This is a genomic window from Microcystis sp. M113S1 (genome assembly GCF_020246945.1).
In the GTDB taxonomy this organism is placed as follows: Bacteria; Cyanobacteriota; Cyanobacteriia; order Cyanobacteriales; family Microcystaceae; genus Microcystis.
The window spans coordinates 1-11,264 of the sequence record NZ_JADBSA010000099.1 but is presented as its reverse complement, the minus strand read 5'-3'; the positions used below and the strand labels follow the sequence as shown (position 1 = coordinate 11,264).

10 protein-coding genes are annotated in these 11,264 nt (G+C 44.4%); 4 read left to right on the top strand and 6 right to left on the bottom strand.

All coding sequences use genetic code 11. The annotated features are described in order from the left end of the window. Positions 1–423: 423 nt before the first annotated feature. The 3 genes from IM319_RS05410 (at position 424) to IM319_RS05400 (ending at position 3,276) form a co-directional block, all read left to right on the top strand. Positions 424–729, top strand: a complete 306-nt coding sequence (locus IM319_RS05410) for a DUF6825 family protein (RefSeq protein WP_004162702.1) — start codon at positions 424–426, stop codon at positions 727–729. Positions 730–819: 90 nt separating this feature from the next. Continuing rightward, positions 820–2,508, top strand: a complete 1,689-nt coding sequence (locus IM319_RS05405; RefSeq protein ID WP_287077042.1) for an ABC1 kinase family protein — start codon at positions 820–822, stop codon at positions 2,506–2,508. Between the two features lie 45 nt (positions 2,509–2,553). Beyond that, positions 2,554–3,276 (top strand): Stp1/IreP family PP2C-type Ser/Thr phosphatase, encoded by a 723-nt coding sequence (locus IM319_RS05400; protein WP_287734933.1) that lies wholly within the window; start codon positions 2,554–2,556, stop codon positions 3,274–3,276. Between the two features lie 198 nt (positions 3,277–3,474). Here IM319_RS05400 and IM319_RS05395 read toward each other — a convergent pair whose 3' ends face one another. The 3 genes from IM319_RS05395 to aat all read right to left on the bottom strand — a co-directional run bounded on the left by IM319_RS05395 (position 3,475) and on the right by aat (position 6,923). Next, positions 3,475–4,875 carry an ankyrin repeat domain-containing protein gene (locus IM319_RS05395; protein WP_353857179.1) on the bottom strand — a complete coding sequence of 467 codons (1,401 nt, stop codon included), beginning with the start codon at positions 4,873–4,875 and terminating at the stop codon, positions 3,475–3,477. 125 nt (positions 4,876–5,000) lie between these two features. Then, positions 5,001–6,116, bottom strand: a complete 1,116-nt coding sequence (locus tag IM319_RS05390; RefSeq protein WP_353737567.1) for a hybrid sensor histidine kinase/response regulator — start codon at positions 6,114–6,116, stop codon at positions 5,001–5,003. 225 nt (positions 6,117–6,341) lie between these two features. Beyond that, the gene (gene aat, locus IM319_RS05385; protein ID WP_287685901.1) at positions 6,342–6,923 is read right to left on the bottom strand and encodes a leucyl/phenylalanyl-tRNA--protein transferase; all 582 of its coding nucleotides are present in this window, start codon (positions 6,921–6,923) and stop codon (positions 6,342–6,344) included. Between the two features lie 34 nt (positions 6,924–6,957). On the opposite strand from aat, the gene IM319_RS05380 reads away from it, so the two are divergent. Continuing rightward, entirely contained in the window at positions 6,958–7,299 is a 342-nt protein-coding gene (locus tag IM319_RS05380; RefSeq protein ID WP_045358156.1) for a hypothetical protein, read from the top strand. 14 nt (positions 7,300–7,313) lie between these two features. Here the strand turns inward: IM319_RS05380 and IM319_RS05375 are convergent, their stop codons facing one another. From IM319_RS05375 to IM319_RS05365, 3 genes are all read right to left on the bottom strand, one after another. Then, complete coding sequence (locus tag IM319_RS05375) at positions 7,314–8,915, bottom strand: glycosyltransferase family 39 protein (RefSeq protein ID WP_287734931.1); 1,602 nt, start codon at positions 8,913–8,915, stop codon at positions 7,314–7,316. A gap of 60 nt (positions 8,916–8,975) precedes the next feature. Then, positions 8,976–9,914 carry a glycosyltransferase family 2 protein gene (locus IM319_RS05370; protein ID WP_287734930.1) on the bottom strand — a complete coding sequence of 313 codons (939 nt, stop codon included), beginning with the start codon at positions 9,912–9,914 and terminating at the stop codon, positions 8,976–8,978. Between the two features lie 282 nt (positions 9,915–10,196). Then, positions 10,197–10,979, bottom strand: coding sequence for a hypothetical protein (locus IM319_RS05365; protein WP_287734929.1), 783 nt, complete (start codon positions 10,977–10,979; stop codon positions 10,197–10,199). Positions 10,980–11,264 lie beyond the last annotated feature (285 nt).

Here is an 11,264-nt window from a genome sequence, read left to right as displayed (position 1 = left end):
GTTGTCATCCGTTGTGATAATTGTACCGGAAGGCAATTGATAGCCTGTTAAATTCCCTTGTTTCCACCACCTCCAAGCCGTTCGATAACTTATTCCTGTTTTTTTTGCCTAGTCCGATAGTTTTGTCTGTACATATTACCATATCTGGCTATATATGACTATATTTGTATTGAAACTTTACAATACTAAATTCTGTTTAAAAGGCATAGGAGAGTGGGGTGTAGGGTGTAGGGTGTGGGGAGAAGGGAGAAACAATTCATAACTTGAGAGTTAATCACACTATTGAAAACGGATTTGGTCTCACCTCCCTTTTCAGAAAAACGATTTGCCTTTTCTGGTTCTGTCGCCTAACCTAGTAGTTAGGGAATTTATTATTGCCTTTCCCGTCCACAAACCCCGAAGCGAAAACATCCATTTAAGATTATGACTAACCCCGTTATTCACGCCTTTTTCCTCGGACGAGCGATCGCTGAAGTGATCGGTGAACAGCTAGAAGATGCTTTTACCAACGCTTTAAGCGAATTAGGCAAATTTGATGCCGAACAACGGGAAAACCTGCGGCAATTCGTCGAAGAAGTGCAAATGAGAGCCGATCAAGCCATGGAAAAGGGAGTATATACTGGTACAGAGTCCGGTGGTTCCTCCAGTGCCGATGTGCAGGAAAACATCGACGAAATGCGCGCCGAAATCGCCCAATTGCGCTCGGAACTAAAAAACTACCAGAATTAACCCAAAACCCTCTTTTAGTCGCTTTAAAGCCCCAAAAATTGCGTGTCAGCCTTTCTACCCGTCCCCGTTACCCCAGAGTTAAACCCAGCAATGCCGGCCCTCCAAGTCGCCAAAAATAGCTATCGTTGGAATCGAGAAAACTATTCGATCAATCGTCGTCGTCTAGATATTTGGCGATTCGTTCTGACTGTACTTTATCAATTCTGGCTCAACGGTAAAAAATGGAGCTATAACGGCGGCTATAGCGAGGAAAAACTCGCCGGCAGACGCAGAAAACAGGCCGCTTGGATTCGGGAAACCATGTTAGAATTGGGACCGACTTTTATTAAAGTCGGTCAACTGTTCTCCACCCGCGCCGATCTTTTTCCCCTCGAATATGTGGAAGAACTCTCGAAACTACAGGATCAGGTTCCCGCATTTACCTACGAACAGGCCAGCAAAATTATCGAGATATCCCTCGGTAAACCCCTGAATAAACTCTTTAAAAGCTTCGATCCCATCCCCCTAGCAGCCGCTAGTTTAGGACAAGTTCACCGGGCCCAACTGAACACCGGGGAAGATGTGGTGGTCAAAGTCCAACGGCCCGGATTGAAAAAATTATTTAGTATCGACCTGGCCATCCTGAAAAAAATCGCCCAATACTTTCAAAATCATCCCAAATGGGGGAAAGGTCGCGATTGGACGGGTATTTATGAAGAATGCTGTAAAATTCTCTGGGAAGAAACCGATTATCTCAACGAAGGTCGCAACGCTGACACTTTTCGCCGTAATTTTCGCGGGGAAGATTGGGTCAAAGTACCGAAAGTCTATTGGCGCTACACCTCTCCCCGGGTTTTAACCCTAGAATACCTCCCCGGCATCAAAATCAGTCATTATGAAGCCCTAGAAGCGGCAGGACTCGATCGCAAATTGTTGGCTAAACTGGGGGCCAAAGCTTATTTAATTCAACTGCTCAATAACGGCTTTTTTCATGCGGATCCTCACCCCGGCAATATCGCCGTTGATAGTGATGGCTCGTTAATTTTCTACGATTTCGGCATGATGGGACAAATTAAAACCAACGTGCGCGAAAAACTAATGCAGACTCTCTTAGGAATTGCCCAAAAAGATGCCGATCGCGTGGTCACTTCTCTGGTAGATTTAGGAGCATTAACTGCAAATGGTGATATGGGAGCAGTGCGGCGCTCGATCCAGTATATGCTCGATAACTTCATGGATAAACCCTTTGAGGAGCAATCCGTGGCCGCTATCAGCGATGATCTCTATGAAATCGCCTACGATCAGCCTTTTCGCTTTCCCGCTACCTTTACCTTCGTCATGCGGGCATTTTCTACCCTGGAAGGGGTAGGCAAAGGACTCGATCCCGAATTTAACTTTATGGAAGTGGCCCAACCTTTTGCCCTGCAATTAGTACATGATATGACAGGAAATAATGGCAGTAATATCCTCGATGAGTTAGGACGACAAGCAGCCCAAGTGAGCAGCACCGCCCTGAGTTTACCCCGACGCATCGATGATACGATCGAAAAATTAGAACGGGGTGATATCCGTGTCCGGGTGCGTTCGAGCGAATCTGAGCGACTTTTGCGGCGATTGGGTATGATCCAAATGGGAACCAACTATACTTTAATTATCAGCGCTTTAATTGTCTCAGCGACGCTTCTATTTGTCAGTGGTTTTGGTTGGTTGACCTTATTGCCGTTAGGAATTGCGCTTTTCCCGGGGGTAGCTTTGTTGAGACTTTGGCAGAAAATTCAACGTCAGGATCGCATGATGTAATTGATCACGGGATAATAAATTATTGTGTTAGAAGCAGAAATTTCGATGAACAACCTTTCTTTTGGAGGAATGACCGATCCTGGTGTAGTGCGATCGGTTAATCAGGACAGTTATTATATCGACCCCGATCGCCGCTTTTTTATCGTTGCCGATGGTATGGGGGGTCATGCGGGAGGCCAGGAAGCTAGTCAAATCGCCACTGAAACTATCCAAGCTCATCTAGAAGAACACTGGAATTCGCCCCTGAATACCGGGGAATTGCTGCAGGAGGCAATTACTGCCGCTAACGAGAAGATTATTGAAGATCAACTCAAAAATCCCGAAAGACAGGACATGGGGACAACCCTAGTCATGGCTATCTTCCGAGATGATGGCTCTTGGTACACCCATATTGGTGATTCCCGTCTCTATCGCTTTCGTGAGCAAAAATTAGAACAGGTGACGGAGGATCATACTTGGATAGCTAGGGCGATAAAAATGGGCGATCTGTCCGAAGAAGATGCGAAAAACCACCCTTGGCGACACATTTTATTTCAATGTCTCGGTCGTCGCGATTTGCCCCCAGTGACGGTATCTCCCCTCGATGTGCAATCTGGCGATAGTTTAATTCTCTGTAGTGATGGTTTGACGGAAGAAGTGTCCGACAAGGAAATTAGCGATTATTTGCAAACCGGTGCTGATTGTCAGGAAATTGTCGAGAATTTAGTGGCAGCGGCCAAAAAAGCTGGCGGTTCTGATAATATCACTGTGGTCATGGTAAGCTGTTGACTATCTAGGGTTTGCGGCAAAAAGTTTCTCGTGGGGAAGTGGGGAAGTGGGGAAGTGGGGAAGTGGGGGAATTTCAACTAAAACCCTAACACCCTAACACCCTAAGACCCCCCGCAACGCGCACGCAGTGACCACCCTATCTCCTGCCTCGCAGCCTCGGAGCCTCATCTCAACAAGCAATTTAAATTCGCGGGCAGCTTACTCGATCGCTCCTGCTTGTTGTAATAAAGAAACGATCGCCTGATGGTGATTAAATTTAGCTAACATTAAAGCGGTCATTCCCCCTTGATTTTTCTGATTTAAGTGCACTTTTCCCCCGTCTAACAAAACTTTAACCGTGTCGAGACAACCGTGATAACTCGCCCACATTAAAGGGGAAGCGCCGCTAAAATCGAGTTTATTGACATCAGCACCGATATCGATTAACCGGCGCACCAGTTGACTATTATTGCCCTCACAAGCTTTCATGAGGACGGTTTTGCCATCGGGATAAACGGCGTTGGGATTAGCCCCGTAGTCGAGGAGATAACGGCAGATTTCGGCCAATTTGCGCTGTAGAGCTAAGGTTAACGGTGTTTCTCCCTGCTGAGTTAGGTTAGGCTCCGCTCCCTGTTTTAACAATTCTAAAACGATCGCTTCGTATCCTTGCATCGTGGCGATGATCAGGGGTGTATCCCCAAAATGGTTACGGTGATTGACAAAAGCGCCGGCTTGTAGTAAGGCCTGGACGATCTCTAGATGTCCTTCGATCGTCCCTAAATGCAGGGCCGTTTCTCCAGCCTGATTTTGATTGTCAATACTGGCCCCCTTAGCGAGTAAAAGTCGGACAATATCGAAATATCCCTCAGCAGCAGCGATCATGAGGGCAGTTTCTCCCTCCTCCGTGCTGATATTCGGATTTGCTCCCGCTTGCAGTAAAGTTTGCCCGCTGCCGAGATTTCCCCTCTCTACAGCCAAAATTAGGGGAGTTTCCCCGGATAAAGTGGGAGAATCGAGGGGCATACCACGGGTAATAAACAATTCGAGGATTTCTGGGCAATTAGCGGTGAGAGCCTGTAACCAAGCTTCTTGACGGATTTCGTCATCTACACCACTATCGAGCAGTAAACGGACGATTGCGGCGTAATTTTGGCTAATAGCTACAGATAAAGCCGTATCTCCATCCCGATCGCGCATATTGACCCGAGCGCCAGCGATTAATAACTGTTCTGCGATCGCTGTATGACCCTTATAAGTGGCAATCATTAGTGCAGGCGTACCATCTTGATTGACCTGATTGACATTAGCACCGGCGGCGATTAATTGAGCAAGGATTTCACTGTGATTGAGCGCAGCCGCTAACATGAGAGGGGTTAAACCTTGAGGTTGTTTACTTTTGTTGATATCAGCCCCAAATTCTCGCAAAATTGCCACAATTTCCCTATGACCCCCCTGCACGGCATAGATTAAAGCCGTAGTATTTTGCACATCAGTGGCGTTGACATTTGCCCCCTGACTCAGTAAAGCTTGAACCCGCGCCCGATTGCCCTGACGCGCCGCTTGTATTAACAAGATATCCCAATTAGAAGCCATTAACAGTGACCGATCGGCAGAAAGTATTTTTTCTATTATCGATCTTTCTAGACAGTTGACGCTCCCATCGCACTCATGCGAGGGATTCCCTGTTCATCCAGTTACCTTATCTACCAAGCTTTTCATCGTACAAGGTGTCAAACCGAGAGCCTTCAAGCTGACATTTTAGGTAAACGGACAGAAAAGCTACTACCCCGTTCTAATTCTGAGGTGACGGCAATAGTTCCCCCATGAGCATCGATAATGCGACGGGAGAGATAAAGTCCTAACCCATTGTTGGAAGTGTCTGGGGAACCGGAGTACAGGCGCTCGAAAATCCGGAGTAGTTCTTCTGCTGAAATGCCTATACCAGTATCCTCGATGACAATGGTGACAAAAGTATCTTCCTCTGTAGCGGGGATTAGATGAATTTTCACATCACCCTTTTGGGTAAATTTAATCGCATTGCCGATGAGATTGGTAAAAACGCGCCGCAGTTCCAAGCGATCGCCAGTTAGGAAAATTTCCCTAGCATTTTCGGCATTTAAGCTTAATTCTAGTCCTTTTTCTCGGGCAAGGGGAGTTAACTGCTGACAGACTTCTTCGAGAATATCGATAATCTTTAATTTAGTAAAATTAAGTGTCTTTTCGCCGTTTTCATAACAATAAACTTCCAAAAGATTATTAACCATTTCCAAGAGATTTGTATTACTGCGAATAATCACCTTAATAACTCGACTCATTTCGGGAGTAATCTCACCGTATAAACCTTCTTGAAATAGTTCTAATATGTGATTGACAGACACTAAGGGAGTTCGCAAATCGTGGGTCATCCTCGAAACAAAATCTTCTTTTTGTCTAGCCAATTGCTCTTTTTCTTGTTTGGCAATCGCCACTTCTTGTGCCGCTTCATAGATGCCTAGGGCGTTTCGCATCGCTTGATTTAAATGCGAGGCAGAAAGACGAAATTTACTCAGATAATCGGAAGCACCGGCTTTCATCATATCTACGGCAATTCCTTCGTCTCCGTGACCGGTTAAGACAATTAGGGGTATTTTAACTCCCTGCTGCCGAATTTCCCGCACCAAAGTCAAACCATCTTGATCGGGTAGAAGATAATCGATAAACATACAGTCGAAAAGATTATTGGACATCTTTTCTTTAGCCTCTTGATAGTCAGCGGCTTCTGTTATTTCGATCTCCATCTCCGATGTTCTTAAGAATCGGCGCACGGCGACCCGATCTACTTCATTATCATCAACAATTAGAATTTTTAACTGGTTTAACATTGCCAATTTAAATCTGAATTTCATTACTGTCTGATCTACCCTGATAGAATACCTCGAATCGGGTTCCATGGTCAAGACATTTTCGAGGTCGATTCTCACAGCTTTTTTGATAAAGATGAAGTATAGCCTAATTTGCTATTGACGACTGAATCGTGACGACTGGCCCCCAAAACGAAAAATTACTACCTCACTATATAAGATGACTGCCACAATCGGAAACAATACTTAAACAAAATGGCAATGCTTCAACAGAGCGCCTTCAAGTAGGGGATGATATTCTTTTTCGGAGATAGTATAGGTCCCAAATCTAGCCAGATGGGGATTTTGCATTTGGGCATCAAATAGACAGAAATCCCGTTCTCTAAGGTGTTCGACTAACTTGACCATGGCTACCTTAGAACCATCGGGAATTTTATAGAACATCGATTCCCCGATAAAAACCCCGCAAATTGCCAAACCTAAAATCCCTCCCGCTAATTGATCCCCTTGCCAAGTCTCGAAACTGTGGGCCCAACCGGCTTGGTGTAATTGCTGATAGATTTGGATTAACTCCGGGGAAATCCAAGTCAGCGAGCGATCGGCACAACCGGCACAAACCCCAGCAAAATCGCCGTTAATAGCCACGCTAAAGCGATTTTGATTCAAAACTCGTTTTAGGGACTTGGGATACCTAAAACGCCGATCAAGAGGGATAAGAGCGCGATTTTTACTAGAATACCAATCCAATCGCCCCCCCTCATCGGCCATGAGAAAGTAACCGCGTGCGTATCCTTGTATAATAGAGGCGGTATCCACGACTCCCCCCAAGAATTCAGTCTCGTAGCCTGATCATTCTCTAATTATGCCCGATCATCCCGCACCAATTCCACCTATTACTTTACCACCGATCGAAAATCCCCAACAGGAACAAACTTGGCTGCGCACCGCTTTGCATCGTTGGTTAGATGCAGAATTTATTCCCGAAGCTATTAATGAAACTATCGCTGAACGCGCTAGTCAAATTTTTCTGCGTCAGCGTTTGGAAGGAGAAAACGATCTCGGTAGCTTGGTAATTGCGATCGTTACCGAGATGCAGGCTTTTGACTTTCGCGAAAGTTTTTATAGTGAATTTGCCATCGCTAACGCCGTCAGTGATTTGATTTTAGATAGTTTAGGGATCGATCGCTGTTGTGGCCAAAGTTAGACAGTTTTTCTCTGCTATTGGAGTTTAATTTCTATTAGCGGTCCTGCTAATTTTTTTGTACGAATGGGGTATTGCTCATTTAAGAAGTTAACAAAATCTTCTTCGGGATGTGCCACGACGATATTACTGTAGTTTTGGGCTAATTCCTTGAGATTGAGTTTTTGCCGCCAGGATTCCACATCGCCATCCTGAAATAATTGAAACTTAACTTGATCGTTAACTAAATAGGATAATGCCAAAAAGAAACTAGGGGTATTATCGCTGATCACTATCGGCTTGGTCATGGAGTTTAAAACAGGGGCGATTTCTAGATTATTGCCACTGGCTGTACCTCTTTGATCGTCTAAAGCCGCATCAGGAGTTAAACCCAGAAATACACCCGATACTATACCTAGTAGCAGGAAAATTAGCAAGATTTGTTGTCCCAAATAGTGGAGCCAATTTTTGGGGGATTTTGAGCCGATATAACTAGCGATTAGGTGGGAAATAGAAATCTGCATTCCTAAAAATACTGGTAGATAATATCTGGCTTGTAGGGAGCGAATCGAAGTTTTAATTAAGTCGGGGACTATTTGAAATAGTGTAGGAACAACAATCAAAGTTATTAGGAATAACCAAACTTTCGGCGAGGTGTATCGGATGAGATGGTAAAGAGAATAGATCGCTAATAATAAAATTAACAAATGTAAAGCCGACTCTAATCTTCCTTTGCGGTGAAAGAAATCCACAAATACATGGCCAGTATGACGGAATAAGGTTTGAGATATTTGGCTGATATTAGTCTTAAACTGTCGATAGTATTGGGTATTCCCATCGATTTTGCCTAGGTTGGTAAAAATCACGAATAGCCAAGGGCTAAATAAAACTAAGCTGCCAACAGCTGCCAATATATAGCTAACAACTGTTCTTGTAATTTTCAATCTCTCTAGAAGAATCACATATAAAGCTTGGGCGATGGCCACAGGAGCAGAAAATAAATGAGTATAAAAAGTCAAGGCTAAACTCAGGCTATACCAGAGCCAACTTTTAAGCGTATTTTTACGGATTGCTCGCAAAAGAGCGATTCCCGATAAAATAATTGTTATCGTCCAGAGACTATACTGGGTAGTGTTTTGAGCCACGAGCATCTGAAAGGGAGAAACAGCGAATAAAGCGATCGCTATCCAGCCTGTTAGGGAGGAATCGAACAATTCTAGGCATAACCAATAAAGGCAAGGAATGACTAAGATGCTTAAGAAAATCGAGAAAGTTCTAGCTGAATGTTCGATGGGGATTAACTGCATCCAGAAACGCGCTGACAAATGGTATAGGGGAGGATGTTCTGGATTGCCCATCAGAGAGCGCAAGGCATCGGATAGAGAGCGTTCGGAATGAGGATGTTGAACATATTGTAGGTCTTTCCTGCCAATAATTTCACCGTTGAAAGCCTGCTCCCGCACCTCTTGAGTCGTGTATCCCGAAAAACGCATAATACTTCTAACTTCATCGGCACTATAGACTTTTTGCTCTAAATTGAAAAACCGTAAGCCAATTCCAATTAACAAAATGGCAATAATCAAAAACTTTCCGAAATTAGCGGCCGATCGAGTAGGTAAATATTTTTTCTGGTCTATCATAAGTTTATTTGTCCGTAGGTCATCAATCGACAAAAATTAATTGATAGTTGTTTTAAAAGTTTAATTGATTTCCAACCCAGCGATCTCAGCGATCGTATAAGCGGGTCTGCCTTTAACTTCTTCGTAAATTCGCCCAATGTATTCCCCTAATATGCCAATACTGATCAATTGTACCGAACCCAAGAAAAACACAGCGATCAAGATAGTAGCTAAACCAGTAACGGGAGATTCGGGTTGCTGTAAGCGCCAGTAGAGAACCAGTAAAGCCATAAACAGGGCAATTAAAGCAGAAAATAAGCCTAAATAAGTGGAAAGACGCAGGGGAATCTTAGAAAAAGACACCAAGCTATTAATCGCTAGGGCTAAGGATTTTTTAAAAGTGTATTTGACTTCGCCAGCAAACCGGGGATCCCGCTCAAATTTAACAGCAGTTTGTCGGAAACCAATCCAAGCGCGCAAACCGCGAATATAACGATTCCGTTCTGGCATAGAATTTAACACGTCCACTACCTGACGATCCATCAGACAAAAATCCCCCGTGTCCGCAGGGATATCCACGTCGGCTAATTGTTGCAGCAATCTATAGAAAACGTAGGCAGTCAGGCGTTTAAACCAACTTTCTTTTTTCCGTTTTGTTCTCTGGGCGTAAACCACATGATAACCGGCTTGCCAAGACTCAATCATTTTGGGAATCAATTCGGGGGGATCTTGCAAGTCGGCATCGAGGACAACAATAACTTGACCCCTAGCAAAATTAAGTCCTGCCGTTACTGCTGCCTGATGGCCAAAGTTGCGAGCAAAGCTAATGTAACAGACCCTAGCATCTCTTTCCTGTAGTTCCCGCATTAAATTTAAGGAACGGTCCCCACTGCCATCATTAATCAGAATCAGTTCCACAGAATCATCTAAACTATCCATGATGTCACTGACACGGCGATAGAGTTCTGGAATGGTTTCTTCCTCGTTATAAATCGGGATAATTAGCGAATATTTCGGCATCTTCGAAAGTTGGAACGGACAAAAGCCGTGTTTTTATGGCGGCCGCTACGCTAAATATTCTGCCAAAGTATCCCTTTTGTCAACTTAATACATTACTGCTAGACAGTTCACGGGGGAGGGTTCCTTAAGACGGACTTACGCCCAGCTTTTGGTCTTACATCCCCTCCGAAAGTTTTTATAGTGAATTTGCCATCGCTAACGCCGTCAGTGATTTAATTTTAGCTAGTTTAGGGATCGATCGCTGTTGTGGGCAAAGTTAGACAGTTTTTCTCTGCTACTGGATTAAATTGCCAAGGAATGATCGAGCATTGCTTGCCGACGTAAACAATTCCAGTAGGCTGCATAGAGGTCTGTCTGTTGACCGCGCAGAGAAGCGATCGCAGGTGCGGCAGGAAAAGGCCAGAGACGATCAAAAACCACTTCTCGATGAGCCAGACGAAACTGCAGCAAATAAACAGAAGCAGGAGCCTGTAAATTATCGAGCAATTGCGCTGCCAGCCGATGTAAAGACTTAAGACTCTCTCTTTCTAGACTAATCGGTTGACTGTAGGCGTTGGGGATCATGCCTTCTCCGATTACCTCACCGTATTCTAAACCCTTAGATGTCACCGTGATCGGCAACCAAAGATCCCCAAAAGAAGAATCTCCCTGACTGGTTTTATAGTGCAGGGTATGGGCAACCCAAGTGCGTCTTTCCTCGATATCCCGACAAGCTTGATAAACTTTTTTACCAGGAAAATTCACCCAATTGGGTAATTGAATTGTTAAGGGACACCAGATTAGATTATTCTGGCTGGTTTTACCCGACTCCATTTTTGACCACAAAGAAGCCGTCCCCGTCACCTCCACCGCCAAGGATTTAGGAACTGCATTTTTTAAGGCAATCACCATCTTTTCGGTAACGGGCGATAGCCGAGACATCTGACCACTGGCTTGAGCTTCGGCATTAACGAGAATGATAACTTTGTCCATTTCTTGTTGTGGGTTGGGTGAACTTAAACGATCAGCGGTGAGGTTGGTTAAGAGTGAGAACTGACTGGGGTTCAATGCTTCTGTAGTCGCCATGGCAAAAGCTATTTCTCTGGATTTTAGCGGATTATACAAGAGCGCAACTATTTTTTACGGATTTTTTCAACAACAACCAGCTTCGAGGCGGGATTTTTCTGCTCCCCCTCATAGAATACCTTAGTTGACACTCCCCGCTCTAAAGAGCTATCCATTAGTCACATCTTTCTTAACATAAAATTTGACAAAAAGAGAAAAGTGTGCAAGATGGCTCAAGGAGGTTCTATGGGGGGACTAATTTGATGAGATAGTTTCCAAGTCTGGCTGATATCATGTAACCTTCGC

What these genes read in the sequence shown, in the direction of transcription:
- IM319_RS05410 (WP_004162702.1), top strand. Translation starts at nt 424, where the DNA reads ATGACTAACCCCGTTATTCACGCCTTTTTCCTCGGACGAGCGATCGCT.
- IM319_RS05405 (WP_287077042.1), top strand. Translation starts at nt 820, where the DNA reads ATGCCGGCCCTCCAAGTCGCCAAAAATAGCTATCGTTGGAATCGAGAA.
- IM319_RS05400 (WP_287734933.1), top strand. Translation starts at nt 2,554, where the DNA reads ATGAACAACCTTTCTTTTGGAGGAATGACCGATCCTGGTGTAGTGCGA.
- IM319_RS05390 (WP_353737567.1), bottom strand. Translation starts at nt 6,116, where the DNA reads ATGTTAAACCAGTTAAAAATTCTAATTGTTGATGATAATGAAGTAGAT.
- IM319_RS05380 (WP_045358156.1), top strand. Translation starts at nt 6,958, where the DNA reads ATGCCCGATCATCCCGCACCAATTCCACCTATTACTTTACCACCGATC.
- IM319_RS05375 (WP_287734931.1), bottom strand. Translation starts at nt 8,915, where the DNA reads ATGATAGACCAGAAAAAATATTTACCTACTCGATCGGCCGCTAATTTC.
- IM319_RS05370 (WP_287734930.1), bottom strand. Translation starts at nt 9,914, where the DNA reads ATGCCGAAATATTCGCTAATTATCCCGATTTATAACGAGGAAGAAACC.
- IM319_RS05365 (WP_287734929.1), bottom strand. Translation starts at nt 10,979, where the DNA reads ATGGCGACTACAGAAGCATTGAACCCCAGTCAGTTCTCACTCTTAACC.